Origin of the sequence: Streptomyces sp. NPDC051909 (assembly GCF_040681095.1) — a bacterium.
Taxonomy (GTDB): Bacteria; Actinomycetota; Actinomycetes; order Streptomycetales; family Streptomycetaceae; genus Streptomyces.
Genome location: NZ_JBFAYA010000009.1, coordinates 54,705 through 80,327, shown reverse-complemented (window position 1 = coordinate 80,327; position 25,623 = coordinate 54,705). Strand labels below are relative to the sequence as shown.

Genomic DNA, 25,623 nt, shown 5'->3' with positions numbered 1-25,623 from the left:
ATGACCGCGACCCTCGCCGCGCAGGCGGCCTACCTCGTTGCCGCGCTGCTCTTCATCCTGGCCCTCGCCGGGCTCTCCAAGCACGAGTCGGCCCGCCTGGGGAACGGCTTCGGGATCCTCGGCATGGGCGTCGCCCTGGTCGCGACCGTGGTCCTCGCCGCCGACGGCGACATCAGCGGCGGGGGTGCCGCGCTGCTGGCCCTCGCCATGCTGGTCGGCGCACTCGTCGGCCTGTGGCGCGCCCGCGGTGTCGAGATGACCGGCATGCCCGAACTCATCGCGCTGCTCCACTCGTTCGTCGGTCTCGCCGCCGTACTCGTCAGCTGGAACGGCTTCCTCACCGTCGAGCACGAGCCCGGCGGAGCCGAGGCCGCCGACCTCGACGCGCTCGGGACCCTGGGCATCCACCACGCCGAGGTCTTCATCGGTGTGTTCATCGGCGCCGTGACCTTCACCGGCTCGATCGTCGCCAACCTGAAGCTGTCGGCCCGGATGGCCTCCAGGCCGCTGATGCTGCCGGGCAAGAACGCCCTGAACCTCGGCGCGCTGGGCCTCTTCGTGGCGCTCACGGTGTGGTTCGTGATCGCGCCTGAGCTGTGGCTGCTGGTCGTCGTCACGGTCCTGGCCCTCGCCCTCGGCTGGCACCTCGTCGCCTCGATCGGCGGCGGCGACATGCCGGTCGTCGTCTCCATGCTCAACAGCTACTCGGGCTGGGCGGCGGCCGCCTCGGGCTTCCTGCTCGGCAACGACCTGCTGATCGTCACCGGCGCGCTGGTCGGCTCCTCCGGTGCGTATCTGTCGTACCTGATGTGCAAGGCGATGAACCGCTCGTTCCTGTCGGTGATCGCCGGCGGCTTCGGCATCGAGGCGCCCACCGAGTCCGATGTCGACTACGGCGAGCACCAGGAGATCACCGCCGAAGGCGTCGCCGAACTCCTGGAGGCGGCCCGCTCGGTCATCATCACTCCGGGTTACGGCATGGCCGTCGCCCAGGCCCAGTACCCGGTCGCCGAGCTGACCTCGAAGCTGCGCGCGAAGGGCATCGAGGTCAGGTTCGGCATCCACCCGGTGGCCGGCCGGCTGCCGGGTCACATGAACGTCCTCCTGGCGGAGGCGAAGGTGCCGTACGACATCGTCCTCGAAATGGACGAGATCAACGAGGACTTCGCCGACACCGACGTCGTCCTCGTCATCGGCGCCAACGACACCGTCAACCCGGCCGGTACCGAGGACCCGTCCAGCCCGCTCGCCGGCATGCCGGTCCTCACGGTCTGGGAGGCGGACAAGGTCATCGTCTTCAAGCGGTCGATGGCCTCCGGCTACGCGGGGGTCCAGAACCCGCTGTTCTTCCGCGAGAACACGGCGATGCTCTTCGGCGACGCGAAACAGCGGGTGGAGGACATCGTCACCGAGCTCTGACGCGGAGTCCGTGGTGCGGGTCAGCGCTTGGCCGTACGGCCGAAGGCCGAGCGCGCCCACAGGTAGCCGACGATGCTCAGCCCGGCGCACCAGGCGAGGGCGATCCAGCCGCTGTCGCCGATCGCGGTGCCCATCAGCAGACCGCGCAGGGTCTCGATGGCCGGGGTGAAGGGCTGGTACTCGGCGAACCAGCGCAGCCCGGTCGGCATCGAGTCGGTCGGCACGATGGCGCTGCCGAGGAAGGGCAGGAAGGTCAGCGGCAGCGGCGTGTTGCTCGCCGACTCCGGCGTCTTCGACACCAGGCCGATGCCGGCCGAGAGCCAGGTCAGCGCGAGAGTGAGGAGGGTGAGGAGGCCGGCCGCGGCGAGCCACTCGACGAACGTCGCGTCCGGCCGGAAGCCGATGGCGAGCGCCACACCGACGACCAGCGCGATGGCGACCAGGGTCTGCAGGACGCTGCCGACGACGTGCCCGGTCAGGAACGCGGCCCGCGAGATCGACATCGTACGGAAGCGGTTGACGATGCCCTCCGTCATGTCGACGCACACGCCGACCGCCGTGGCGACCGCGCCGGCGGTCGCCGTCATCAGGATGATGCCGGGGGCCACGTAGTCGATGTACTTCCCGCCGCCGGTCGGTGCGCCCTCGATGCCCGCGCCGATGGCGCCGCCGAAGGCGTAGTTGAAGAGCAGCAGCATCATCACCGGCATCAGGACCACGGACACGGTCATCGCCGGGTAGCGCAGGGCGTGCTTGATGTTGCGCCGGAGCATGGTCAGCGAGTCGCTGACGGCGTAGCCGAGGGTGCTCATCGGGTCATCTCCACGGTGGTGTTCGGGGCGCCGGCACCGGTGCCGGTCAGGGTCAGGAAGACGTCGTCCAGGTCGGGCGTGTGCATGGTCAGCGACTCGGGGTGGAGCGCCGCGCCGTCCAGGACGTCGAGGACGGCCCGCAGGGTCGGGATGCTGCCGTCGCTCGGGACGCGCAGGGTGAGTTCCTCGGCGTCGCGCGCGGCGGCGCCGAAGTGGCGGGCGGCCAGGTCGAGGGCGGCCGGGTCGGCGAACCGCAGCCGGATGTGTCCGCCCGGGACGATCCGCTTCAGTTCGTCGGCGGTGCCCTCGGCGACGATCCGGCCCCGGTCGAGGACCGCGATCCGGTCGGCGAGGTGGTCCGCCTCCTCCAGGTACTGCGTGGTGAGGAAGATGGTCACGCCCTCGCCGTCGACGAGGCCGCGGATGATCTCCCACAGGGTGCGGCGGCTGCGCGGGTCGAGCCCGGTGGTCGGCTCGTCGAGGAAGATGATCCGCGGCTTCCCGACCAGCGTCATCGCCAGGTCGAGCTTGCGCCGCATGCCGCCGGAGAGGGTGGACACCGGCTTGCGGGCGGCCTCGGTGAGCTCAAGGCGTTCGAGGAGTTCGGCGGTCCTGCGCCGGCCCTCGGGCCGGGGCAGGTGCCGCAGCGCGGCCATCAGAAGCAGGTTCTCCTCGGCCGTGAGCAGCCCGTCGACGGCCGCGAACTGCCCGGTGACGCCGATCGCCCCGCGCACCCCGTCGGGCCGCTCGGCCAGGTCGTGCCCGGCGATCCGGGCCCGGCCGCCGTCCGGGACGATCAGGGTGGAGAGGATCTCGACCGTCGTGGTCTTCCCGGCGCCGTTGGGGCCGAGCAGGGCGAAGACCGAGCCCTCGGGGATGGTCAGGTCGACGCCGTCGAGCACGACCTTGGCGCCGTAGGACTTGCGCAGCCCCTGGGCGGCGATCGCGGGTACGGGGGAGGCGTCGACGGCGTCGGGGGCGGTGGACGTGGTGGTCATGAGGGCTCCTGGGAGGCCTGGGGCGTGTGATGGGCGTGATGAACGTGATGTGTGTGATGTGACATGGCACTGGAGCGTCCGAGGGCACGCCGAAGGCGCGCCCGGCGGTGCGTGGCGGTCTGGGAGCGGTGATTCGTTACGGGCGGGAGGGGCAGGGCCTGCGAGCTGCCGGGCCCGAGGGGTCTCGGGCCCGGCCTCGCTCAGGCGCGGCGGATCACGATGTCGCCGGCGCCGGTGCCGGCGTGCACCTCGACGGTCTCGGCGGCGTCGCCGGGGCCCTCCGCGGCGCCGAGGGAGTTGCGGACGACGCCGACCTTGGCGGTGACGTCCAGCCAGGCCGCGGTGGACTCGCGGATGCCGACCTCGACGGCGCCGAGCGAGGTCCTGAGCTCGGCCCTGCCGCGCGCCACCTCGTTGACCTGGATGGATCCCTGGGAGGTGCGGATGTCGACGGAGGACTCGGCGACGCCGACCGTCACCCGGCCCATGGACACCTTCGCCCGCAGCTCGCCGACGACCGTCCCGATGGTGGTGTCGCCGATGCCGTTCTTGAGGGTCAGCTCGCCGGTGACCTCGCCGAGGTCGATCCGGCCCTGGCCGTTGATGTCGGCGTCGCCGACGACGCGGTCCACGCGTACGTCGCCGTGGTCGGTGCGCACCACGACCGGACCGGTCTCGTCGAGCCGGATGTCGCCGAGGCCGGACCTGAACCGGCTCTCGCCGAGCGGCCCCTGGCAGCTGAAGTCGCCCATGGAGCTGTGGGCCTGGAGCTGCGAACCGGCCGGCAGCTCGACGGTGACGTCGACCGAGCCGACCCTGCCGAACACCGAACGCTTACGGGGGCCCTTGAGCGTCAGCGTGCCGTTGGCGTACGTGACCTTCGTCTGCTGCGCCGCGCGGTTGTCGTTGTCGTCGGAGGGGTTGCTCGGTACGACCTCGACGACCGTGTCGGTGCGCTTGCCCGCGGCCAGCCGGACGTGGGCGATGTCGAACTCGAGGATCGCGGTGATGGGCTCGGGAGTCTCGTACGTGGGCATGGCTGTGCCGTCCTCGTGACTGTGAAGGATGAATGCGCAGGTGGGAGGGGTGGGAGCGGCCGGGTGCCGGAGGGGTCCGGCCGGCGGCTAGCGGGCCCAGCCCTGGTAGGTCTGGCCCTGGCGCGGGGAGCGGGGGGCGGGCGACAGCGGGGCCGCCGGCCGGGGTGCCGCGCCCGGATCCAGGGCGGTGGCCACCGCCCGTACCAGCCAGGCGTTGACGGAGAGGCCCTCCTGGCCGGCCGCGTCCTCGACGCGGGCCTTGAGGTGGGCGGGAAGCCGGAAGTTGATACGGGCCGTGCCGCCGTCGTCCGCGTCCGCCGGGGCCGACGACGGAGCCGGGGCCGATGGCGCCACGGGCGGTGCCATCGGTGGTGCCATCTCGGTGGTGCCGGGGCCGGTCACCTCCGGTGCCGGCGGCGCCGCCACCACGAACTCGGGGTCGAGCCCCCGCAGCCGGACGTCCACCGAGCCGGGCGCCAGCTCGCGGGTGATCTCCTCCGAGGCCGCGGACAGCGCGTTCAGGAGGGTGAGCCGCGCGGCCGACTCCAGCGGGGCGGTCAGCCGCTCCGCCAGGGCGCGCGCGTCCTCCCCGCCCGCCTCGGCGGCGACCGCGAGCTCGTGCCGGAGGTGTTCGACGTAGGGGGTCAGGTCCATGGGAACCATCATGGCGCCAAAATGGCGCCATGGCAAGTCTCAGTGGCGCCATGTGGTGTCATGTGGCGCCACCTGGTGTATCGGGTGGCGCCAGGTAGTGGGCCGGATGGTGCCGCATGGGGCCACGTGTGGCGCCTGTGGCCTGCCGGAGGCCTCCGCCTGCGAGGATGTGGCTCCTGTCAGAAAATGTCGCATACGTCCCCGCTGCTGCGAGTCGCCGTGATTGCTCTGCTCGTCCTGTTGTCCCTGCTGTTCCTGTGGGTCCTGGTGTCGGACCGCCTGGCGCGCTGGAGCATCACCGCGCCGATCACCTTCGCCGTCGCCGGCATGCTGCTCAGCGGCGGCGACGATCCGGTCGTCGCGATCGACATGGACACCCACACCTTCCAGCGGGGCCTCGAACTCGTCCTCGCGGTCATGCTGTTCACGGACGCCACCGAGGCCCGCGACTACGCGCCGCGGCTGCGCGGCTCGGTCGGCATGGGGCGGCTGCTCGGGATCGCGCTGCCCGTCTCCCTGGTCCTCGCCGCGTCCGCCGGGGCCCTGGTCTTCCCCGGTACGAGCTGGTGGCTGCTGGCCGTCGCCGCGCTCGTCGTCATGCCGATGGACCTGGCCCCGGTCCTGATGTTCCTGCGCGACACGCGCATCCCGCTGCGGGTGCGGGCCGCGCTCAACATCGAGGGCGGCTTCAACGACGGACTGATCTCGCCCCTCTTCGTCTTCTGCGTCGCCAACATCGTCTCCGCCGACGGCGACACCTTCGCCGACCTCGTCCTCAACGCCCTCAAGGGAGCGGTGTTCGCGACGATCGTCGGCAGCGTCATCGGCTACCTGGCCTCGGTGGCCGTGCGCTGGTCCTTCGAGCACCGCTGGGCCAAGACCGCCAACCTCCGCTTCGCCGCCCTCGCCCTGCCGTTCCTCGCCTATTCGGCCTCCGTCCTCGTCGGCGGCAACGGCTTCGTCGCCGCCTTCGTCGCGGGCCTGTGGTACGCGAACACCGTGCTCGTCGTGGGTGGCGAATCGCTCGTCCTGGTGGAGGACGTCAGCCATCTCCTGGCCCTGTCCGCCTGGTACGCCTTCGGCGCGCTCACCACCCAGGCCTTCAACGGCGGGCACGTCCCCCAGCTCCTCGCGTACGCCGTCCTCGTGCTCATCGTGGCCCGCTTCGTGCCGGTGGTCGCCTCGCTGGCCGGCTCCGACTTCACCCGGCCCGAACGCGCCGCGATCGGCTGGCTCGGCCCACGTGGCGTCACCTCGATCGTCTTCGCCGTCCTCGCCTACGTTCAACTGCCCGCCGACGAGGCCGACTTCATCCTCAACGTGACCGCCGCGACCGTGCTGCTCAGCGTGATCGTGCACGGCGTGACGGCGGAACCCCTCGCCCGCTGGTTCGCGAGGCACCCGCAACCCGAGGGGGAGCCGGACCGGCCCGGCCCGTGAGGAGCGACGCGAGACCGCGCCGGGCGGCGACCCCGACGACCGGCTGCTGCCGGCTGCCGCAGGGAGCGGGCGTCAGATCACCCGGTCCGGCCAGCCGAAGAGGCGCGCCCCGATCACCGCGGTCTGCAGGGTGTAGCGCTGTGTCGGATCGGCCGGATCCGACCCCGTCAGCCGGTGGATCCGGTCCAGCCGGTACGTCACCGCCCGCACGCTCAGCGAGAGCCGCCGGGCCGCCTCCGTGGTCACACAGCCCGAGTCGAAGTACACGGTCAGCGTCTCCAGGAGCGGCCGGGGCCCGCCGCGGGCCGTCCGCAGCGGCCCGAGCACGGTGTTCACCAGGTCGACCATGGCCTGCCGGTCGCGCGCGAGCACCGGATAGACCAGCAGGTCCGCCGCGTGCAGGACCGGCCCGTCGAGCTCCATCCGGTCGGCGATGTCGAGGGCGTTCAGTGCCTCCTCGTACGAGTGGACGACGCCGCCCGCGCCGGAGTGCGGGCGCCCGATCGCCACCCGGCCGCCGTCGGTCGCCGCGTACGCCTGCTTGGCGAAGAAGGTCAGCACGTCCGGCTGGTCGCCGGGCGCGACGCAGATCAGCCGCCCGTCCTTGGTGGTGAGCAGGATCCGGCGGGAGCCGAACCGGGCGAGCAGCGAGGACTCGACGGCCCGGGACACCGGATACCCGTCGGCGTACGGCTCCGGGCCCTGCGCCACGGCCACCGTGTGCGAGTGCGACAGGAGGAGCCCGAACCGCTCGGCCCGCTGGGCGAGCCGGCCCAGGTCGCTCCGCCCGTACAGCAGGTCGTCGATGAACTCCCGCCGCGCCGCCTCCTCCTGACGCACCGCCAGGCGTTGTGCCTGCTCGTGCCCCTCCGCGAACGCGTCCACGGCCTGTTCGACCGCCGCGAGCAGCCGGTCGTGCTCGGCCCTCGGCAGCTCGGTCAGCGCCGTGCGCGCCGCGGCGAGATGCGCCCGTACGAGCGAGCGCAGTCCGAGTCCCGCCTCCGCGGCCCGCTCCCCGCGGGCGCGCAGCGCGGCCAGCTCCTCGCGGCTCGCGCGCCGGCCGGTGGCGCAGATCCCGGCCAGGACCTCCGCGTACCCCTCCAGATAGGCGTCATGGCTCTCGTACGCCTCGTGTTCCCCGCCCGTCGGCCGCTCCGCCATGTGCCCTCCCCGTGCCCGGACCGTCCCGGGCCCGCCCCTGACGCGTTCTTCCTGACGCGTTCTTGACGCGCGGTGACCAGGGTGCCACGGATGTCGGTGCAGGTCGGAGCCGGGTGGGCAGGCAGGGCCGGCGGTCGGGGCCGGGGCGGATCCGCCGCACCTCGTCGTCGCGCCGCCGGACGGCTCCCGGGGAGGCGGGCACGGTGGAGGTCTGCCCCGCGCCGGGCTCGCGGAGTCTGGTGCGCCCCAGGGGTGCCGGCCCCGGCCCCGAGGGACGGTCGGGTCACTGCGGAGCGGGCACCCCAGGTCGCGTCGAGAGTCGACCATGGGCCCGTAAGGTCCGGACAGGGCCGTTCGGCCCTGGGGGACCGGGGCCGAAGGACCTGCGGGGCCGGTTGCCATACTGACGCCGTTCCGCGTGCGGCCCGGCCGAACGGCCCGGCCGTCCCCGCCCCGCCACCTGTTCAGGAGCACCCGGTGAACCCCCGACCCACCCTCCCGACCGGCCGCCCCGCCGAGCCCGGCGCGCCCGTGCGGGTCTTCCTGCTCGACGACCACGAGGTGGTCCGCCGGGGCGTGCGCGACCTCCTGGAGGCCGAGCCCGACATCGTCGTGGTCGGCGAGGCGTCGAACGCCCGCGAGGCCCTCGCCCGGGTCCCCGCCGTCCGCCCCGACGTGGCCGTCCTCGACGTGCGCCTCGGCAACGCGACCGGCGGCGACCACGAGGGCGTCGAGGTCTGCCGCGAACTGCGCGCCGAGCTGCCGGACCTTGCGTGTCTGATGCTGACCTCGTTCGACGACGACGAGGCCCTCTTCGACGCGATCATGGCGGGCGCCGCCGGGTACGTGCTCAAGCAGATCGGCGGCTCCGACCTCATCACCGCCGTCCGTACGGTCGCCACCGGCCGTTCCCTGCTCGACCCGCGCATGACCAGCCGCGTGATGGCCCGCATCCGCGAACCCGAACCCGACCCGGCCCCCTCGGCGCTCGGCGATCTCGACCGCCTCTCGCCGCGCGAACTCGAGATCCTCGACCTCATCGGCGTCGGTCTGACCAACCGCCAGATCGCCGACCGGCTCTTCCTCGCGGAGAAGACCGTGAAGAACCGCGTCTCCGCGATCCTCGGCAAACTCGGCGTCGGCCGCCGCGTCCAGGCCGCGGTGATCGCCGGCCGTCTGCGGGAGACCCGGGGGCGCGCCGACGGGGTGTGACCGGTCGGGGTGTCCCAGGCCATCCTTCGATGACGATGACGATGACGATGACGACGACACCGGGCGGGCGGCTTTCCGCCCGCCCGGTGTCGTCGTTCCGCGTTCCGTGGCGCGTCCGAGGGGGCCGGGCCCGGTGGCAGGGGCCGTTCGGCCCTCCCCGGGTCGGCCCGGCCGGGACTGTACGGCCCTGCCCGAGCCGCGACGCGCGGACGAGCATGTGGGGCGGCCGGAGGCTGGGTCGTACCCATCCCCCGTGTGGGGCCCGACCTCCGGCCGTCCCCAGCAGCACGGAAGGAAGGTCGCCGTCCAGTGGACGAGGCACGCAGCATTCAGGTGAGGACCGTGGAGCCGCAGCTCCCGGACCGCCCGGCCACCGGGGAGGGTGCGCCGCAACGCCCCTCGTGGGTGTCCTGGCTCACCACCACCGATCACAAGCAGATCGGGACGCTCTATCTCTGCTCGGCACTGCTCTTCTTCGTCATCGGCGGTGTCATGGCCCTGCTGATGCGTGCGGAACTGGCCCGCCCGGGCACCCAGATCATGTCGAACGAGCAGTTCAACCAGGCGTTCACGATGCACGGCTCGGTCATGCTGCTGCTCTTCGCGATGCCGCTCTTCTCCGGCTTCGCCAACTGGATCATGCCGCTGCAGATCGGCGCGCCCGATGTGGCCTTCCCCCGGCTGAACATGCTGGCGTTCTGGCTGTTCCTGTTCGGCTCGCTCATCGCCGCCTCGGGCTTCCTCACCCCCGGTGGTGCCGCGGACTTCGGCTGGTTCCTGTACGCGCCGCTGTCGGACGCCGTCCATTCGCCCGGCGTCGGCGCGGACCTGTGGATCACCGGTGTCACGCTCTCCGGCTTCGGTTCCATCCTCGGCGCGGTCAACTTCATCACCACGGTCATCTGCATGCGTGCCCCCGGCATGACGATGTTCCGCATGCCGGTCTTCACCTGGAACGTGCTGCTCGCCTCCATCCTCGTGCTGATGATCTTCCCGGTGCTCGCGGCGGCGCTCTTCGCCCTCGAGTGCGACCGGAAGTTCGGCTCGCACGTCTTCGACGCCGCCAACGGCGGCGCGCTGCTGTGGCAGCACCTGTTCTGGTTCTTCGGCCACCCCGAGGTCTACGTCCTCGCGCTGCCGTTCTTCGGCATCATCTCCGAGGTCATCCCGGTCTTCAGCCGCAAGCCGATGTTCGGCTACATCGGGCTGATCGGGGCCACCATCGCGATCGCCGGTCTGTCCGTGACCGTGTGGGCCCACCACATGTACGTCACGGGCGGCGTGATGCTCCCGTTCTTCTCCTTCATGACGATGCTCATCGCCGTACCGACCGGTGTGAAGTTCTTCAACTGGATCGGGACGATGTGGAAGGGCTCGCTGTCCTTCGAGACGCCGATGCTCTGGGCCGTCGGCTTCCTGGTCACCTTCACCTTCGGCGGAGTCACCGGCATCATCCTGGCGGCGCCACCGCTGGACTTCCACGTCTCCGACTCGTACTTCGTCGTGGCGCACTTCCACTACACGCTGTTCGGCACGGTGGTGTACGCGATGTTCGCCGGCTTCCACTTCTGGTGGCCGAAGTTCACCGGCAAGATGCTCGACGAACGGCTGGGCAAGATCACGTTCTGGACTCTGACGGTCGGCTTCAACGGCACCTTCCTGGTGCAGCACTGGCTGGGCGTGGAAGGCATGCCGCGCCGATACGCGGACTACCTGGAGGCCGACGGCTTCACGGCCCTCAACACCGTCTCCACCATCGGTTCGTTCCTGCTCGGCATGGCGTTCCTGCCGTTCTTCTACAACGTCTGGAAGACCGCCAAGTACGGCAAGAAGGTCGAGGTCGACGACCCGTGGGGCTACGGGCGTTCGCTGGAGTGGGCGACCTCCTGCCCGCCGCCGCGGCACAACTACCTGGTCCTGCCGAGGATCCGCTCCGAATCCCCGGCGTTCGACCTGCACCACCCCGAGATCGCGGAGATCGACAGGCTCGAGAACAACCCCCACCTGCCGGTGAGCCACTGATGCCGGGGACCGTCCTCGCCGTGGGCATCGGGGCCGTGACGGCCTCCGGCTGCGTCTGGTACGTGCCCGCCCTCGCCGACCTGCGGGCGGGCGCCGACCGGCCGGCCTCCCGGCGCCTCGGCGCGGCCGCCTGCGTCACCGCCTGGGCCACCGTGGCGGCCGCCGCCCTGCTCCTGCTCGGCGGCCTCCCCGCCCACCTGCCGGCCGCCGTCACGGCGGCCGGCGCGGGCGCGGCCCTCGCCCTCCGCATCAGGGCGACCCTCCGCCACCGCCAGGAACAACACGAGGCCGCCACCTACTGGCACACCCTCGCCGCACCCCCACCCCCGTCCCGCCGCCCCCGCCTCCGCGCCGTCTTCGCCACCACCCTGGCCACCGGCCTCGCGACCGGTCTGGCCCTGGCAGCGGCCCTGCTGTCGGTCCGTACGGGCTGACACCGGCGCCGAAACCGCGTGGCACGGGCCCGGCGCTCAGGCGCCGGGCTGGGGGCGGACCGTGAGGATCTGTTCGGCGTGGCCGACCGGGCCGGTGAGGTCGTGGAGGACGGTGCTGGTGAGGCCCTGGCCGGTGGGGCCGAAGGTGACCGTGGTGTCGAGGCCGGTCCAGGGGCCGTGGGGCCGGCGGTGGAGATGGATCGTCAGGTCGAGGTTGGGGAACATCCAGGCGGCCGGATCCTGCTGCACGGCGATCCCGTTCGCGGTGTCCACGAGGGCGACGTACGAGGCGAGGGCGCTGCTCGGTTCGCCCGCGACCAGGTCGACGCGGGAGGAGATCCAGGCCGACGAGCGGCCCTTGCGGACGGCCGGGGTGCGGCGCACGTCGATCGACGCGATGTAGCCGCCGTGCCAGGCCTCCGCCATCCGCCACGGGTCCAGCTCGTCGGGGCCGGGCAGCGGATCGTGCGGGCTGTCCGCCACCGCCGAGGTGTCGTGCGAGGCGAGCAGCCACGCGCGGGCGCGCACCACCGGGCGCTCCCCGATCACCACCGTCGCCTCAAGGAGCTCGATCGTGCGCCCGGGGCGTACGGTCTCCACCGTGATCTCGCACTCGTCGAGCGCGATCCGGCCCAGGATGTCGTAACTGATCCGGGCGAGTGCCGCGTCGCCCGGCCGCCCCGCGAGGTGCTCGTCGAGCGCGTGGACCACCAGGCCGGCCAGCGGGCTGAAGTGCATCTCGTCGGCGCTCCACGCACCGCCCGCGTGCGCCGTCGGCTTGTAGCGATGCTCGCCGGTGCGCTCGAAGTAGCTCTCACGGTCGCTGTCGCGCTCGACGCCGGTGGTGCTCACGGATCCGTCTCCCTCGGGTGCTGTGGGGCACGGGACACGTGGTACGTGTATCCCTCAAGCATCGTAGGCGCGGAAACCGGCCCGCCCCGAGTGATCCACCGCACACCCATGCCCGCCGGTGAGCTCCGGGTGACATGCGAGGACGTTCCGGGGGCGCCGTGGACCTGCGGTGAACGTCCGGGGAATCGAAGCCGGTTGGGCTTCCCCGACCGGGTCTACGCGCGTCAGCATCGCCGTCATGCGAATCCCCCCACGAATCGGCCTCGCCGCCGGTGTCACCGCTGCCCTGATCTCCTCTCTCCTGCTCGGCGCCCCCGCGTCGGCCGCGCCGGCTCCCGCCACGACCTCCGCCGTGTCGGTCGGCCTCGGCCGCGAGCGTCGGCGACATCTGCTACTCCGCCCTGCCGTCCCAGGCCTACACGACCCTGCGCCTGGTCGACGCGGGCGGCCCGTTCCCCTATTCGCAGGACGGCTCCGTCTTCCAGAACCGCGAGGGTGTCCTCCCGGCCCACTCCGCCGGCTACTACCACGAGTACACGGTCAAGACGCCGGGCGTCACCACCCGCGGTGCCCGCCGGATCGTGACCGGTCGGGCCTCGCAGGAGGACTACTACACGGCCGACCACTACGCGACGTTCGACCTGATCGACTACGCCTGCTGACGCGGGATCATCGCCGGCTGCCGGCCGTTCAGGCCGGCAGCCGGTGGTGCGAGCAGCGCCGCGCCGCGGTCAGCAGGGCGTGGATCTGCAGGCCGGCCTGGTCGACCTCGGTCATCGGGGTCGGGAAGGACAGTCGGACGTCCTCGTGCCCGGCGCGCCGTTCGAGCCGCAGGGTGATCCCGTAGCGGTCCAGGGCCAGCGGCAGCGCGCGCACAAGCCCCCGCTTGACCCCCGGCGCGACGAGCCGCAGCAGCAGCGGGACCAGCTCCGGATGGCCCGCGACCAGGTGGTGCAGCATGGGCGCCTCACAGGTCGCCAGCGGGTCGACCGCCGCCTCCTGGATCTGCGCCGGCGTCACGTACGTGCGCCCGCGCGCGTCCTGGAGCACGGCCTGCCCCAGTTCCATGCAGGTGCTCGCCCCGGAGTCGGCGCGGTACGGGGCGGCCACAAGGCCCGAAAGCGTGACCCGGGCGCGCACCCGCTCGCGTACCGGCACGGGGGAGACGTCCGTGAGCTCCAGGCGGATCGGGATCCGCGGGACGCGGTGGTCGTGGGACTCGGAGGGGTCGTGCAGGTGGACGCGGCCCAACGGGTCGTCGCCGTCCAGGCCGTGGACCTCCTCGGACCGGCCGTCCGTCACCACGGTCATGGAGTGCGCGGCCGCGATGATCGACCGCAGCCGCTCGGCGGGGGTGGGCTCGGAGGCGGTGTGGGGCTGCATGCGTGATCTCCCAACTTAGGTTTGCCTAACCTAACCTACTTTCGTGGTCGTGTCGACGGAACCCGGCGCCGAAAAACGCTTGGACGGCGCCGACCCGCGCACGGGACACTGCCAACTCCTTGGGGGTCCGACAAAGCAGGGTTGGTATGGATTCGCCTGAATCACACAAAGGTTCGCCGGGCCGAGGCCCGGTGCTCCTCGCACTTCGCTACTACGGAAAGGAGCTGGCCCGGCTCCGCCGGGTGACCGTCCCCGCGATGCTGCTCCCGGCACTGGGAAACATCGGCATCGCCTACCTCGCACCGCTCATCGTCGCCAAGCTCGTCGGCCGTCTCGCCGGAGACGGCGAAGGCAGCGGCGGCGAAGGCGGCGGCGTCACCCACCTCGACGGCGTACTGCCGTACGTCATCGGCTTCGGCGCCGTCCTCCTCCTCTCGGAGGGGCTCTGGCGGCTCGGACTGCACTGCCTCAACCGGCTCGACGCCCTCGGCATCGAGCGCCTCTACGTCATCGGCATGGACGAACTCTTCGCCAAGGACGCGGCGTTCTTCCACGACAACTTCGCCGGATCCCTCACCAAGCGGGTACTGAGCTTCGCCTCCCGCTTCGAGGAGTTCGTCGACACCCTCACCTTCAACATCATGGGCAGCTTCGTGCCGCTGCTGTTCGCGTCCGTGGTGCTCTGGCAGTACGAGCCGCTGCTCGTGGCCGGACTGCTCCTGATGATCGCGATCACCGCCGGCTGCGTGGTGCCGCTCATCCGGCGCCGCCAGAAGCTCGTCGCCCAGCGCGAGGAGGCCATCGCCCGGGTCTCCGGCCATGTCGCCGACAGCCTGATGAACATGGACACCGTACGGGCCTTCGCCGCCGAGGACCGCGAGGCGGCCGAACACCGCACCCGCGTCGCCGAGTCGCGCCGGCTCACGCTCCGCTCCTGGGACTACGGCAATCTGCGCATCGACACCGTGGTCGCGCCCATGTCGGTGCTGACCAACGTGCTCGGCCTGGTCGTGGCCCTGCTGCTCGGCGCCGGGCAGCACGGCGTCGAGGCCGTCATCGTCGCCTTCACGTACTACTCCAACGCGACCCGCATCATGTTCGAGTTCAACCAGATCTACCGGCGGCTCGAAAGCTCCATGACCGAGGCGGCGCAGTTCACCGAACTGCTGCTCACCCCGCCGACCGTCGTCGACCCGGAGTGCCCCGAGCCGCTGCGCTCCCGGGCCGGCGACGTGCGCTTCGACAAGGTCACCTTCACCCACGGCGGCGGCCGCGGAGACGCCAAGCCGCTCTTCGAGGACCTCGACCTCGACGTGCCCGCCGGCACGAAGATCGGCCTGGTCGGGCGCTCCGGCGGCGGCAAGACCACGCTCACGAGGCTGCTGCTCCGCATGACGGACGTCGACGCGGGCCGGATCCTCGTCGCCGGACAGGACATCAGCCGGATGAGCCAGGCCGACCTGCGCGGCCTCATCGCGTACGTCCCGCAGGAACCCGCCATGTTCCACCGCACCCTGCGCGACAACATCGCCTTCGCCCGCCCGGAGGCCACCGAGGCCGAGATCCGGCGGGCGGCGGAGGCGGCGCACGTCACCGAGTTCGCCGACGCGCTGCCGGACGGCTTCGACACGATGGTCGGCGAGCGCGGCGTGAAGCTCTCCGGCGGCCAGCGCCAGCGGGTCGCGCTCGCCCGGGCGATCCTCCGCGACGCGCCGATCCTGCTCCTGGACGAGGCCACCAGCGCCCTCGACTCCGAGAGCGAGATCCTCGTCCAGGACGCCCTGTGGCGCCTGATGGAGGGCCGCACCGCCCTGGTCGTCGCCCACCGGCTCAGCACGGTCGCCGGAATGGACCGGCTGGTGGTCCTCGACCGGGGCCGGGTCGTCGAACAGGGCACGCATCAGCAACTCCTGCACGCGGAGGGCCCGTACGCCAAGCTGTGGCAGCACCAGTCGGGCGGCTTCCTCGACGACACGCCGGTGGCCGGAGCCGACGTGTCCGGGTGAGCCTTGTCCGGGTGAGCCGTGCCGTGGCCGGGACCCACCCGGGTCCCGGCCCCCGGCACGGTCTCCGGCATACTCCGAGACCGGGACCGGAGGCAACTGGGAACAGGGGAGCGGGGCCATGACGACGCGACACACGGCCGACGACAGCGGGACGGGCGCGCCCGGCGCCTTCCCGGGCGGCGCCGGGCTGTTCCGGCTCGGGCCGGACGTGGCGCACCTCAACCACGGCTCCTTCGGCGCCGTACCGCTCCCCGTCTCCGAGGCCCGCCGGACCCTGATCGAGGAGGCGGACGCCGACCCCGACGCCTTCTTCCTCTCCGTGCCCGAACGGCTCGCCGCCGCCCGCTGGCGGATCGCCGCCCACCTGGACGCCGACCCCGAGGGCATCGCCCTCGTCCACAACGCCACCGAGGCCGCGAACCTCGCCCTCGACGCGCTCGGCCTCGGCCCCGAGGACGAGGTCCTGGTCACCGACCACGGCTACGGCACCGTCACCGACGCCGCCGCCCGCCGGGCCCGGGTCACCACCGTGGCCCTCGACCCGGAACTGCCGGACGAGGAGGCCGTCGCGGAGGCGGTGCTCGGCGCGCTCACGCCCCGTACCACGGTCGCCGTCCTCGACCAGATCAGCTCGCCCACCGCCCGGATCGTCGCCGGACCGGGACTCGTCGCGGCCCTCCGCGACCGCGGGGTCCGCACCGTCGTCGACGGCGCGCACGCACCCGGCATGCTCGCCCGGCCGCTCGCCGCGGCGCCCGACCTCTGGTTCGGCAACCTGCACAAGTGGGCCTACGCGCCGGCCGGCAGCGCCGTCCTCGCGGTCGCCGCGCCGTACCGCGCCCGGGTCCCCGCGCCCGTACCGTCCTGGGAACACGCCCACGGCTTCCCGCGCGCCGTCGAGAACCGCGCCACCGCCGACTACACCGGCCTGCTCGCCGCACCAGAGGGCCTCGACCTGCTGGCCTCGCTCGGCGCGGCGACCGTCCGCCGCCACAACGCCGAACTCGTCGCGTACGGTACGGAGCTGCTGTCCGCCCTCCCGGGCCTCACGCCCCTCCCGTACGGCCCCGAGCTGGCCATGCGCTCACTGCGGCTGCCGCGCCGCCTGGCCCGCACCTACGAGGAGGCCGCCGCCCTCCGCGAGGAGATCGCGGCCCGGCTGGGCTGCCGGGTGCTCGTCTGGCCCTGGCCGACCGGCGGCGGCATCCGGCTCAGCGCACAGATCTACAACCGCGCCGAGGAGTACGAGCGCCTCGCGGCGGGCCTGAAGGACCTGCTGGACGGCCGCTGAGGCCCGCCGCCCGACCGGGAGTTCAGCCCAGCCACTCCTGCAACAGGGCCTCGCGCTCCGCGCGGCGGGGCGTGCCGCCCTCCCGGCCGCGGCCCCACTCCGCCATCGCGGCCAGCGTCGTCTCCATCGTCGCCGCGCCCTCGGTGAGGCGGGACAGGAGCGAGAGGGAGAGGTCGACCTCGCTCTGCGGATAGCCGGCCGCCGCGGCGACATACGCCGAGAGCGAGCGGGTGCCGCTCGCGGTCTCCAGCTCCACCGTGAGTCGCGGCGGCGCATCGCCCGCCCGCGGGCCGAAGACCGGCAGCACCAGCTCGCCCACGACGTTCAGGGCAGCGTCCCCGACCACCCCGACCTGACGCATCAGCGTCTTCTCGGGGACGTCCGTCACCGAGAGGGCGCTGACGTCCTCCCACAGGAACAGCTGGGACTGCCCGTCACCGAGACCCACCACGCCCTCGGACGTCAGCCGCACTCCGGGCCCGTGCCCCGTCGGCTTCGCCCCCACGTACACGTCACCCTCGGTGATCCAGAACAGGCCCACCATGGCCATGGTTGCTCACATCTCCCCGACGACGGCGGAGCCGTCGCTTCACACACAGAACGATCAGGTCGCCCGCGCAACGCGCGAACCCCGGGGAAAGTTCCCAGGCCGGAGGCGGGTGGCGGGTGGTGGCCGGCGACATGCCGTCAGGCGTAGAAGCGGGAGAGGCTGCGCAGCACGCAGGCCGGCTTCGGCGCGTTCTCGATCTCGATCGTGCCGTCGACCGCGATCTGCACGCCGCCCGGCACGTCCTCGACCTCGGCGAGGCGGGCGGAGAGCCGGAGCCGGGAGCCGGCCGGGACCGGGGCCGGGAAACGGACCTTGTCCAGACCGTAGTTGACCTTCGTCCGCACGCCCCGGACGTCGAGGAGGCCGGTGAAGAGCGGGATGAAGAGGGACAGCGTCAGATAGCCGTGCGCGATGGGCGCGCCGAACGGGCCCTCCTTCGCGCGCCGCACGTCCACGTGGATCCACTGGTGGTCGCCGGTCGCGTCCGCGAAGCCGTCGATACGGGTCTGGGTGACGTCGATCCAGTCGCTGGTGCCCAGTTCGGTACCGGCCAGGCTCTTCAGTTCGGCGATGCCGTCGACGGTGATGCTCATGGGGGTTCCCTTCTCGATGTTCATGCGGAGGTTCCATCGGTCGTGCCTTCGCCGGTCCCGTAGCGGGAGCGGAGCGCGTGCTTGAGGAGCTTCCCGGAGGCCGTGCGGGGCAGCGCGTCGGCCAGGACGAGGGATTTCGGGATCTTGTAGCGGGCCAGCCGGCCGTCCAGGGACGCGAGGAGCGCGGCCGGATCGGGAGCGGTGCCCGCCCGGGCGACGACGATCGCGCGGGCCGTCTCGCCCCACTTCGCGTCCGGTACGCCGATCACCGCGCACTCGGCGACGTCGGGGTGCGCGAGCAGCGCGTCCTCGACCTCGGCCGGGTAGACGTTCTCGCCGCCCGAGATGATCATGTCCTTGAAGCGGTCGACGATGGTGACATAGCCGTCCGCGTCGACCCGGGCCGCGTCCCCGGTGCGGAACCAGCCGTCCATGAAGGCCGCTTCGCTCTCCTCCGGCAGGCCCCAGTAGCCGTTCATGACGTGCGGGCCGCGGACCAGCACCTCGCCGGTCTCGCCCACCTCCGCCGGTGTCAGATCGGGCCGCACCACCCGTACGTCCGTGAAGAAGTGCGGCACCCCGGCCGAGCCGGCCTTCGCGACCGCGTGCTCCGCGTCCAGGAACAGCGCCCCGGGGGACGCCTCCGTCATGCCGTACCCCTGGAGGAAGGTCAGACCGCGCTCCTGGTACGTGGCGATCAGTGCGGTCGGTACGGGCGCGCCGCCGCAGTTGAGCAGGCGCAGGCTCGACAGGTCGGCCGTGGCCCAGCGCGGGTGCCGCGCGACCTGGTCGAACATCGTCGGCACCCCGAACATGAAGGTGACACCGTGCCGTTCGATCAGATCGAGCGTGTCGCCGGGGTCGAAGGACTCGACGAGCACGCACGCCCCGCCCTTGAGCAGCACCGGCAGCGTCAGCATGTTCAGCCCGCCGGTGTGGAACAGCGGGGCGGACACCAGCGCGGTCTCGTCGGCGGCCAGGTCGTGGTCGACGAGGACGTTGACGGCGTTCCAGACGACGTTGCCGTGGGTGAGCATGGCGCCCTTGGGGCGGCCCGTCGTCCCCGAGGTGTACATGATGACGCAGATCTCGTCGGGCGAGACCGGCTCGTCGATCGGCGCCGCGGAGGCGCCGGCGAGCAGCTCCTCGTACGCCGCTCCGCCCACCTCGACGACGGTCCGCGCCCCGCCCGACTCGGCCACGACGGTGGCGAGTTCGGGGGAGTGGAGCAGCGTGCGGCTGCCGGAGTCCTGCAACTGGTACGCGATCTCGGGCCCCGTGAGCCGGGCGTTGAGCGGCACGAACACCGCGCCGAGCAATCCGGCGGCGAACAGCGTCTCCAGGAAGGCCGGATGGTTGCGGCCGAGGTAGGCGACGCGGTCGCCGCGCCGGACGCCGGCGGAGCGCAGCGCGTGGGCGAGCCGGGTGGTGCGCTCGTGCAGTTCGGCGTAGGTGAGAGCGTCCGCCTGGTGGATCAGGGCGGTGCGGTGCGGGGTCTTACGGGCCCGGCGGGCGGGCCACGACCCCAGTCCCTCGTTGCGCATCAGGGGCCCTTTCACACAGGGGATTCGGTGAGGCCGAGCAGCCGGGCGGCGTTGTCCTTGAGGATCCCGGGACGGACCTCGTCCCTGATCGGCAGCCGGGCGAAGTCGGCCAGCCAGCGGTCCGGGCTGAGCACCGGGTAGTCGGAGCCGAAGAGGACCTTGTCCTTGAGCAGCGTGTCGGCGTAGCGCACCAGCTGCGGCGGGAAGTACTTCGGCGACCAGCCCGACAGGTCGATGTGCACCCCGGGTTTGTGGGTGGCCACGGCCAGCGCCTCGTCCTGCCAGGGGAAGGAGGGGTGGGCGAGGACGATCTTCATGTGCGGGAAGTCGGCGGCGACGTCGTCCACCCGCATCGGGTCGGAGTACTTCAGCCGGATGCCGCCCCCGCCGGGCACGCCGGCGCCGATCCCGGTCTGCCCGCTGTGGAAGAGCGCGACGGTGCCGGTCTCCTCGATGAGCTCGTACAGGCCGTAGGCGAGGCGGTCGTCGGGGAAGAACCCCTGGATGCTGGGGTGGAACTTGAAGCCCCTGACCCCGTACTCCTCGACGAGGCGGCGCGCCGCCCGTACCCCGGCCCGGCCCCGGAAGGGGTCGATGGAGGCGAAGGGGATGAGCACGTCGGGATGGGCGGCGGCGGTCTCGGCGATCTCCTCGTTGGGGATCGGCTCGGTGCCGGTGGCGTGTTCGGCGTCCACCGTGAAGACCACGGCGGCCATCCGCCGCTCCCGGTAGTACGCGGCCATCTCCTCCAGAGTCGGCTTCCGGTCGCCCTCGACCTTGAAGTACGCGCCGGAGGCGGAGTGCAGCTCGTCGGAGAGCGAGGACCGGCCGCTCGCGGAGACCTCGCAGTGGGTGTGGACGTCGATGGCGACGAGCTCGTCCACGGCGATCGCGCTCATCACGCTCATCACGCCTCCGGGAGGCGCGGCGCGGGGATGCCGACGGTCTGCGGGACCCGGCCGACCGAGGTGTGCCAGGCGGCGGCGATGGTCTGAGGGCTCCAGCCGCCGTCCGCGTAGGCGGTGGCGATCTCCTCGGGGTGCGACCACAGGGCGAGCCGGTCGCCGCCGATGCCCACGCACTGGCCGGTGACGCCGACGGCGGCGTCGGAGGCGAGGAAGGGCACGAGCGCCGCGCAGTCCTCGACGGTGCCGAAGCCCTCGCCCTTGCGCAGGAAGTCGGGGAGCGGTGCTCCGCCGCGCATCGCCTCCACGTACGGGGCGAAGGCCGGGATGGTCTCGGTCATGGCGGTGGCGGCCACCGGCACCACGGCGTTGACGGTGATCCCGGCCTTGGCCAGCTCCATCGACCAGGTACGGGCCATGGCGGCGACACCGGCCTTGGCGGCGGCGTAGTTGGTCTGGCCGAAGTTGCCGCGCTGCCCGGCGGGGGAGCCGACCAGGATCAGCCGGCCGCCCTCGCCCTGCTCGCGCATCCGGACGGCGGCGGCGCGGGCGCAGGTGAAGGTGCCCCGGAGGTGGGTGCCGACGACGGCGTCGAAGTCCTCGTCGGTCATCTTCCACAGCACGCGGTCGCGCAGGATGCCCGCGTTGGTGACGAGGACGTCGAGCCGCCCGAAGGCGCTCACGGCCCGCTCGACGAGCCGGTCCGCCGCCTCGGCGGTGCCGACGGCGACGGCTTCGGCGACGGCCCGGCCGCCCGCCTCGACGATGCCGGCGGCGGCCTTCTCGGCGACCTCGGCGTCGAGGTCGTTGACGACGACGGAGGCGCCGGCGGCGGCGAGCGCGGAGGCGTAGGCGAGTCCGAGGCCCCGGCCCGAGCCGGTCACGATCGCGACCTTGCCGGTCAGGTCGACGGTGGGTGTGGGTGTGGGTGTGGGCGTGGGTGACATGAGGGTCCCTTCGGGCAGGGGGGAGACGCGGACGGGAGAGCGTGTGCTCGATCGGCTTCGATCCGCTGAAAGGAAGCTAGAACCAATAGTTGTTGACGTCAATGGTTGTGATCGACATTGGTTCTGCGGCATGCTGGTGCCATGAACGACAGAGACGCCAGAGACGCCGAGGACCGCGCGGACGACCCCTGGATGCTCGGGCTGCACTCCGACACCGGATATCTGCTCTACCGGCTCGGCCAGCGCTCCGGGCAGCTCTTCAACGCCGCCCTCCAGGAATCCGGCCTGCGGCTGCGCCACTACGCGGTGCTCCGCTACCTCGCCACCGTCGAGGGCGCCCTCCAGCGCGAGTTGAGCACCCGCCTCGGCTACGACCCCAGCGCCATCGTCGGCCTCGTCGACGACCTCGAACGCCTCAACCTCGTGGAGCGCCGCCCCGCGCCCGGCGACCGGCGCAGCCGCATCGTGGTCCTCACCGGCGCCGGCCGCGCCTACCTCAAGGACACCGACCGCAGCAGCCGCCGCGTCACCGACGGCCTGCTCGCCCCCCTGTCCGAGGAGGAACGCGCCCTGCTGCACGCCCTGTTGCGCCGGGTCGCCGAACCCTCGGCCGAACCCGCCGCGGACTGAGTGCTGTCGCCCCGCCCCGAGTGTCCTGAGGGGAACAGAGGCCCAGCCCGGTCGTGATCGGCTTCGGGTTCAAGGTCGCCACGGCGCAGGCCTGACCAGCCGCGCGTTACGAGCCCCAGGCCTCGAACTCGTAGATCCGGGCCGCCGGATCCGTGGTCTGCGTCGGCCTGGTGACCACCAGGCGCACATAGCGGGCGGTCACGGCCACCGGGTGGGTGGTGGTCGCCGCCGTGTTGCCCGCGGCGGTCACCGCCGTGGTCCAGGCGGCGGAGGCGCTGTCCCGGACCTCCACCCGGAAGTCCCGGGTGTTCCAGGTCGCGCTCTCGCCGCCCGCCGCCGCGTGCTTCACCACGAAACGGTTCAGCGCACGCGGTGAACCGAGGTCCACCTCCAGCCACTTGTCCGTCGTCAGGGTGCACCACTTGTCGGTGGTGCCGCCGGACACGCTGCCGTTGACCGCCTTCGCCGGGGTCTCCGAGGAGTTGCACTGGCCGGAGGCGGTCGCCGGCCGGTTCAGCGCGAGGTTCGTCTCGGTCGGCGCCGACCAGGTGACCGTGGTGCTCGCGGCGGGCGAGCGGCCCCACTCCGTCGACACCGCCTCGACGTCGAGCGTCGTCGAGGTCTCCGTACCGGCCCGGTCGAGCCTCGGCACGAAGTAGCTGTCGTTCGGGGTGGCACCCAGGAAGGTGCGCCCGCCGCCCGCGTCGCGCCGGTACACCTCGTAGTGGTGCACGTCGCCCGTGGCCGGCGCGGTCCACGCGAGCCGCAGCGACCTGCTGCCGGCACCGGTGTCGGTGCTGCCGAGCACGGTCGGCGCTCCCGGCGCCGCCGTCGCGTCCACCGACCCGTCGTACACGCCGAGTTGGCCGACCTTGATGTCGTACGAGGCGGCCGTCCCGGTCGTCTGGAGGCCGAGCTGGGCGATCGTCCGTCCGGCGTACGGGGAGAGGTCGAGCGTCCTGCGCTCCCAGCCGGCCGTCGTGGTGGAGCCGAGGTCGAGCGTGGTGAAGGCGGTGGGAGAGTCGGTGAAGGACACGGCGGCCTTCAGGCGCGTCGGTCCGGCCGCCGGGGTCTTCAGGACCACCGACAGCCTGGTGTCGGCGGCGACCGGAAGGCGGGTCTGGTAGAGCCGTACGGTGTTCACGGCGTCCAGGGCGCCGGTCAGGCGCAGCGCGGAGCCGCCCTCGTAGGCGTCGGTGAAGTCGTACGAGGCCTTCAGCTTCGTCCCGGTGGACCGCACCAGCCAGCGGTAGGTGGGCGGCACGTCCTGGAGGGAGAGGTTGTTCCAGCCGGTGGTCGAGACCCGGGTGCCGCCGGAGTGGTAGAAGTCGCCCTGCCCGGCGTCGAACGAGGTCACGAAGGGCTTGGCGGTGACCGGCGACGACTCGGCGACGTAGTGCGCGAGGCCCTTCCAGCTCGACGTCGTGGTGGTGTCGGAGGGGTCGCCGTTGGCGCCGTCCCAGTAGCGGGCCTCCCGCGCGTACGAATCGGCGCGGTCCGTCGAGGAGTTGTGGGTCCACTCGGGGCGGTAGAGGCCGAGCGAGGTGGTGTGCGGCCGGCCGTCCGGGAAGACGGCGCTCCACGGCGCGCTCGTGTTGTAGCCGTTGGCCTCGGTGTCGACGCCCGCGAACAGCTCGTACTCGCTGCGCCCGAGGGAGCGGGCCAGGCTGCGGGAGGAGTCGAGCGCCGAGGCGCCCCAGCCGAAGTCGAGGAACATCGAGTCGCTGGTGCGCTGCGAACCCTCCTGCAGGAAGGCGTCGTTGGCGGTGGTGAGCGCGTCCTGCCAGCTGACCGCGCCGGACTCGGTCATCGCGTCGTACCACATGAACTCGACCGGGCCGAGCGAGCGCGCGTAGCGCAGGGTGTCGCGCATCTCGGTGGCGAGGGTGCTGTCGCCGCCCGCCGTCTCCTGGTTGATGAACCAGCCGTCGAAGCCGTAGTACCGGGCGGCCTGGGCGAGTTTGTCGGCGACCGGGTAGCGCGTGCCGGACTTCCGCACGAAGTCCCGGACCCACTGGATCTGGCCGCCGTAGGCGGTGGGCGGGAAGAACACCGTGCCGTAGACCTTCACGCCGTTGCGGTGGGCCGCGTCGATCACGGTGGGGTTGGGCGCGAGGATCAGCCCCTCACCGGCCGAACCGCCCCAGAAGACCAGCTTGTCGACGTACTGCCAGTGCCCGAAGGCGTAGTAGCGCGGATCGGGCGAACCCTGGGACGGATTGTTCGAGGTGGGGGCGAAGGACACCAGGGACGCCACTTCGCCCTCGCCGGCCCGGGCGTTGGCGTTCGCCTTCAGGGCGGGGTCGGAGACCCGCGGCTTGAGGGGGACGCGCGAGCGGTTGAAGCGGGCGTCGGGGTCGGTGGCCGGGTCCCAGTCCAGGATCGTGTTCGGGTACCAGTAGGAGGCGTACGGCTGGTCGCCGGCGGTGGCGACAACGTTGTCGGGCGCCGCCGCGGATCCCGACGCCGAGGCGACGGGGGTGGCGGCGAGGCCGAGAAGGGCCGCCGACAGGGCGGCGGCCAGCAGGCGGGGAAGTCGTCTCATCGATGCTCCGGTCCAGCAGGAGGGGGGAATGGAAGCTGGTGGTGCCGGTGGCGCGATGGTGCGGGGGATGGATCGGGACGGCGCCGGGCCGCCCGGTCCGGGAGGCTAAAGGGCTTTAGCAGAGGGGTCAAGAGGGCCGGTCGTCATCCGGCGGCGGGCGCCGCGGTGCTCTCGCGGACCGTGAGCCGGGGTGTCGGGTTCCGGACGTCACGGCCCGCGGCCGGGTCGTCGACCACGGCGAGCAGGGCGGTCGCGACCTGCTCGCCGAGCGCGAAGGTGTCACGGGACAGCGCGGTCAGGGAGGGGTGCACGATCCGGGCGAGCGCGGAGTCGTCGAAGGAGACCAGGGACAGCTCGCCCGGCACCGGCACGCCCATCTCGGCGGCGACCCCGAGTCCGGCGACCGCCATCACGTCGCTGTCGTACACGATCGCCGTCGGCCGCTGCCCGGCCGGCCGGGCGAGCAGCGCGCGGGTGGCCGCGGCGCCCTCGGCGTCGCTGAAGTCGGTCGGCACGGAGACGGCGTCGGCGAGTCCGAGGCGGCGCGCCGCGTCCCGTACCGCCCGGATCCGGCGCTGGGTGTGCTGGAAGGCGGGCAGTCCGGCGAGGTGCGCGATCCGGCGGTGGCCGAGCGCCGCCAGGTACTCGACGATCGAGGTCATCGCCTCGCGGTCGTCGGCCCAGACGGCGGGCAGCCCGCCGTGCCGGCCGGGACCGCCGAGCACCACGGTGGGCACCCCGAGCACCTCCAGGACGGGGATCCGCGGGTCGCGCACCTGGAGGTCGACGAGTACGAAGCCGTCCACCCGGTGCTCGGAGGTCCACCGCCGGTAGACCTCGATCTCGGCGGCGGTGTCCTCGACGACGAGCAGCTGGAGCGCGGTGCCGCGGGTGGACAGCGCCGCCTGGAGGCCGGAGAGCAGCTGGCCGAAGAAGGGTTCCAGCCCGATGGTGCGGGCGGGCCGGGCGAGGACCAGGCCGACCGCCCCGGCGCGCGCCCCGCCGAGGGCGCGGGCGGCGCTGTGCGGGCGCCAGTTCATCCGCTCGGCGACCCGCAGGATGCGGTCCCGGGTGGCCTCGCTGACGCCCGGGCGTCCGTTGAGCGCGAAGGAGACGGCGCCCTTGGAGACACCGGCCTCCCTGGCGATGTCGGCGATGGTCGGTCTGGCCAACGGACGCCCCCTTCCC

At 72.4% G+C, this 25,623-nt stretch carries 22 protein-coding genes and 1 pseudogene; 9 read left to right on the top strand and 14 right to left on the bottom strand.

Features of this window, described 5'->3' with window-relative positions; translation table 11 throughout:
• The gene (pntB, locus tag AB0M18_RS16600) at positions 1–1,419 is read left to right on the top strand and encodes a Re/Si-specific NAD(P)(+) transhydrogenase subunit beta (protein ID WP_365758426.1); all 1,419 of its coding nucleotides are present in this window, start codon (positions 1–3) and stop codon (positions 1,417–1,419) included.
• A gap of 20 nt (positions 1,420–1,439) precedes the next feature.
• Here pntB and AB0M18_RS16595 read toward each other — a convergent pair whose 3' ends face one another.
• From AB0M18_RS16595 to AB0M18_RS16580, 4 genes are all read right to left on the bottom strand, one after another.
• Positions 1,440–2,231, bottom strand: coding sequence for an ABC transporter permease (locus AB0M18_RS16595; protein ID WP_365758424.1), 792 nt, complete (start codon positions 2,229–2,231; stop codon positions 1,440–1,442).
• The gene (locus tag AB0M18_RS16590; protein WP_365758422.1) at positions 2,228–3,229 is read right to left on the bottom strand and encodes an ATP-binding cassette domain-containing protein; all 1,002 of its coding nucleotides are present in this window, start codon (positions 3,227–3,229) and stop codon (positions 2,228–2,230) included. Before AB0M18_RS16590 ends, AB0M18_RS16595 begins: the two co-directional genes overlap by 4 nt.
• A gap of 200 nt (positions 3,230–3,429) precedes the next feature.
• Positions 3,430–4,266, bottom strand: a complete 837-nt coding sequence (locus AB0M18_RS16585; protein WP_365758420.1) for a DUF4097 family beta strand repeat-containing protein — start codon at positions 4,264–4,266, stop codon at positions 3,430–3,432.
• 87 nt (positions 4,267–4,353) lie between these two features.
• Positions 4,354–4,920: a hypothetical protein gene (locus tag AB0M18_RS16580; protein WP_365758418.1), complete on the bottom strand. Its 567-nt coding sequence runs from the start codon at positions 4,918–4,920 to the stop codon at positions 4,354–4,356.
• A 186-nt stretch (positions 4,921–5,106) separates the two neighbouring features.
• On the opposite strand from AB0M18_RS16580, the gene AB0M18_RS16575 reads away from it, so the two are divergent.
• Positions 5,107–6,360, top strand: a complete 1,254-nt coding sequence (locus tag AB0M18_RS16575) for a cation:proton antiporter (RefSeq protein WP_365758416.1) — start codon at positions 5,107–5,109, stop codon at positions 6,358–6,360.
• 72 nt (positions 6,361–6,432) lie between these two features.
• Here the strand turns inward: AB0M18_RS16575 and AB0M18_RS16570 are convergent, their stop codons facing one another.
• Positions 6,433–7,521, bottom strand: a complete 1,089-nt coding sequence (locus tag AB0M18_RS16570) for a helix-turn-helix domain-containing protein (protein ID WP_365758414.1) — start codon at positions 7,519–7,521, stop codon at positions 6,433–6,435.
• A gap of 477 nt (positions 7,522–7,998) precedes the next feature.
• Here AB0M18_RS16570 and AB0M18_RS16565 point away from each other — a divergent pair, with 477 nt between their 5' ends.
• The 3 genes from AB0M18_RS16565 (at position 7,999) to AB0M18_RS16555 (ending at position 11,189) form a co-directional block, all read left to right on the top strand.
• The gene (locus tag AB0M18_RS16565; RefSeq protein WP_365758413.1) at positions 7,999–8,733 is read left to right on the top strand and encodes a response regulator transcription factor; all 735 of its coding nucleotides are present in this window, start codon (positions 7,999–8,001) and stop codon (positions 8,731–8,733) included.
• Positions 8,734–9,138: 405 nt separating this feature from the next.
• On the top strand, positions 9,139–10,755 hold the full coding sequence (gene ctaD, locus AB0M18_RS16560; protein WP_365758748.1) for a cytochrome c oxidase subunit I: 1,617 nt from the start codon (positions 9,139–9,141) through the stop codon (positions 10,753–10,755).
• On the top strand, positions 10,755–11,189 hold the full coding sequence (locus AB0M18_RS16555; RefSeq protein WP_365758411.1) for a hypothetical protein: 435 nt from the start codon (positions 10,755–10,757) through the stop codon (positions 11,187–11,189). The genes ctaD and AB0M18_RS16555 overlap by 1 nt, the downstream gene beginning before the upstream one ends.
• A gap of 36 nt (positions 11,190–11,225) precedes the next feature.
• Here AB0M18_RS16555 and AB0M18_RS16550 read toward each other — a convergent pair whose 3' ends face one another.
• The gene (locus AB0M18_RS16550; protein ID WP_365758409.1) at positions 11,226–12,041 is read right to left on the bottom strand and encodes a thioesterase family protein; all 816 of its coding nucleotides are present in this window, start codon (positions 12,039–12,041) and stop codon (positions 11,226–11,228) included.
• Between the two features lie 238 nt (positions 12,042–12,279).
• On the opposite strand from AB0M18_RS16550, the pseudogene AB0M18_RS16545 reads away from it, so the two are divergent.
• A pseudogene (locus tag AB0M18_RS16545) lies at positions 12,280–12,703 on the top strand (ribonuclease domain-containing protein).
• A 28-nt stretch (positions 12,704–12,731) separates the two neighbouring features.
• On the opposite strand, the gene AB0M18_RS16540 reads toward AB0M18_RS16545, so the two are convergent.
• Complete coding sequence (locus AB0M18_RS16540; RefSeq protein ID WP_365758407.1) at positions 12,732–13,424, bottom strand: DUF2470 domain-containing protein; 693 nt, start codon at positions 13,422–13,424, stop codon at positions 12,732–12,734.
• Between the two features lie 146 nt (positions 13,425–13,570).
• Between AB0M18_RS16540 and AB0M18_RS16535 the strand changes: the two genes are divergently transcribed.
• Both AB0M18_RS16535 and AB0M18_RS16530 read left to right on the top strand, forming a co-directional pair.
• Positions 13,571–15,430 carry an ABC transporter ATP-binding protein gene (locus tag AB0M18_RS16535; protein WP_365758405.1) on the top strand — a complete coding sequence of 620 codons (1,860 nt, stop codon included), beginning with the start codon at positions 13,571–13,573 and terminating at the stop codon, positions 15,428–15,430.
• A gap of 118 nt (positions 15,431–15,548) precedes the next feature.
• Positions 15,549–16,721, top strand: a complete 1,173-nt coding sequence (locus tag AB0M18_RS16530; RefSeq protein ID WP_365758403.1) for an aminotransferase class V-fold PLP-dependent enzyme — start codon at positions 15,549–15,551, stop codon at positions 16,719–16,721.
• A 22-nt stretch (positions 16,722–16,743) separates the two neighbouring features.
• On the opposite strand, the gene AB0M18_RS16525 is transcribed toward AB0M18_RS16530, so the two are convergent.
• The 5 genes from AB0M18_RS16525 to AB0M18_RS16505 all read right to left on the bottom strand — a co-directional run bounded on the left by AB0M18_RS16525 (position 16,744) and on the right by AB0M18_RS16505 (position 21,260).
• Positions 16,744–17,271: a hypothetical protein gene (locus AB0M18_RS16525; protein WP_365758401.1), complete on the bottom strand. Its 528-nt coding sequence runs from the start codon at positions 17,269–17,271 to the stop codon at positions 16,744–16,746.
• A gap of 137 nt (positions 17,272–17,408) precedes the next feature.
• On the bottom strand, positions 17,409–17,864 hold the full coding sequence (locus AB0M18_RS16520) for a MaoC family dehydratase (RefSeq protein ID WP_365758746.1): 456 nt from the start codon (positions 17,862–17,864) through the stop codon (positions 17,409–17,411).
• A gap of 20 nt (positions 17,865–17,884) precedes the next feature.
• Positions 17,885–19,408 (bottom strand): o-succinylbenzoate--CoA ligase, encoded by a 1,524-nt coding sequence (menE, locus tag AB0M18_RS16515; RefSeq protein ID WP_365758399.1) that lies wholly within the window; start codon positions 19,406–19,408, stop codon positions 17,885–17,887.
• 11 nt (positions 19,409–19,419) lie between these two features.
• Positions 19,420–20,307, bottom strand: a complete 888-nt coding sequence (locus AB0M18_RS16510) for an amidohydrolase family protein (protein WP_365758744.1) — start codon at positions 20,305–20,307, stop codon at positions 19,420–19,422.
• Positions 20,308–20,315: 8 nt separating this feature from the next.
• Complete coding sequence (locus AB0M18_RS16505; RefSeq protein ID WP_365758397.1) at positions 20,316–21,260, bottom strand: SDR family NAD(P)-dependent oxidoreductase; 945 nt, start codon at positions 21,258–21,260, stop codon at positions 20,316–20,318.
• A 141-nt stretch (positions 21,261–21,401) separates the two neighbouring features.
• On the opposite strand from AB0M18_RS16505, the gene AB0M18_RS16500 reads away from it, so the two are divergent.
• The gene (locus AB0M18_RS16500; protein ID WP_365758395.1) at positions 21,402–21,890 is read left to right on the top strand and encodes a MarR family winged helix-turn-helix transcriptional regulator; all 489 of its coding nucleotides are present in this window, start codon (positions 21,402–21,404) and stop codon (positions 21,888–21,890) included.
• A gap of 106 nt (positions 21,891–21,996) precedes the next feature.
• On the opposite strand, the gene AB0M18_RS16495 is transcribed toward AB0M18_RS16500, so the two are convergent.
• Together AB0M18_RS16495 and AB0M18_RS16490 are read right to left on the bottom strand one after the other, a co-directional pair.
• Positions 21,997–24,435, bottom strand: a complete 2,439-nt coding sequence (locus tag AB0M18_RS16495; RefSeq protein ID WP_365758393.1) for a discoidin domain-containing protein — start codon at positions 24,433–24,435, stop codon at positions 21,997–21,999.
• 143 nt (positions 24,436–24,578) lie between these two features.
• On the bottom strand, positions 24,579–25,607 hold the full coding sequence (locus tag AB0M18_RS16490; RefSeq protein ID WP_365758391.1) for a LacI family DNA-binding transcriptional regulator: 1,029 nt from the start codon (positions 25,605–25,607) through the stop codon (positions 24,579–24,581).
• Between the last annotated feature and the right edge of the window lie 16 nt (positions 25,608–25,623).

Coding starts and splice junctions, on each gene's coding strand:
- pntB (WP_365758426.1), top strand. CDS start 1: ATGACCGCGACCCTCGCCGCGCAGGCGGCCTACCTCGTTGCCGCGCTG.
- AB0M18_RS16595 (WP_365758424.1), bottom strand. CDS start 2,231: ATGAGCACCCTCGGCTACGCCGTCAGCGACTCGCTGACCATGCTCCGG.
- AB0M18_RS16590 (WP_365758422.1), bottom strand. CDS start 3,229: ATGACCACCACGTCCACCGCCCCCGACGCCGTCGACGCCTCCCCCGTA.
- AB0M18_RS16585 (WP_365758420.1), bottom strand. CDS start 4,266: ATGCCCACGTACGAGACTCCCGAGCCCATCACCGCGATCCTCGAGTTC.
- AB0M18_RS16580 (WP_365758418.1), bottom strand. CDS start 4,920: ATGGACCTGACCCCCTACGTCGAACACCTCCGGCACGAGCTCGCGGTC.
- AB0M18_RS16575 (WP_365758416.1), top strand. CDS start 5,107: ATGTCGCATACGTCCCCGCTGCTGCGAGTCGCCGTGATTGCTCTGCTC.
- AB0M18_RS16570 (WP_365758414.1), bottom strand. CDS start 7,521: ATGGCGGAGCGGCCGACGGGCGGGGAACACGAGGCGTACGAGAGCCAT.
- AB0M18_RS16555 (WP_365758411.1), top strand. CDS start 10,755: ATGCCGGGGACCGTCCTCGCCGTGGGCATCGGGGCCGTGACGGCCTCC.
- AB0M18_RS16540 (WP_365758407.1), bottom strand. CDS start 13,424: ATGCAGCCCCACACCGCCTCCGAGCCCACCCCCGCCGAGCGGCTGCGG.
- AB0M18_RS16535 (WP_365758405.1), top strand. CDS start 13,571: ATGGATTCGCCTGAATCACACAAAGGTTCGCCGGGCCGAGGCCCGGTG.
- AB0M18_RS16530 (WP_365758403.1), top strand. CDS start 15,549: ATGACGACGCGACACACGGCCGACGACAGCGGGACGGGCGCGCCCGGC.
- AB0M18_RS16525 (WP_365758401.1), bottom strand. CDS start 17,271: ATGGCCATGGTGGGCCTGTTCTGGATCACCGAGGGTGACGTGTACGTG.
- AB0M18_RS16520 (WP_365758746.1), bottom strand. CDS start 17,864: ATGAGCATCACCGTCGACGGCATCGCCGAACTGAAGAGCCTGGCCGGT.
- menE (WP_365758399.1), bottom strand. CDS start 19,408: ATGCGCAACGAGGGACTGGGGTCGTGGCCCGCCCGCCGGGCCCGTAAG.
- AB0M18_RS16510 (WP_365758744.1), bottom strand. CDS start 20,307: ATGAGCGCGATCGCCGTGGACGAGCTCGTCGCCATCGACGTCCACACC.
- AB0M18_RS16505 (WP_365758397.1), bottom strand. CDS start 21,260: ATGTCACCCACGCCCACACCCACACCCACACCCACCGTCGACCTGACC.
- AB0M18_RS16500 (WP_365758395.1), top strand. CDS start 21,402: ATGAACGACAGAGACGCCAGAGACGCCGAGGACCGCGCGGACGACCCC.
- AB0M18_RS16495 (WP_365758393.1), bottom strand. CDS start 24,435: ATGAGACGACTTCCCCGCCTGCTGGCCGCCGCCCTGTCGGCGGCCCTT.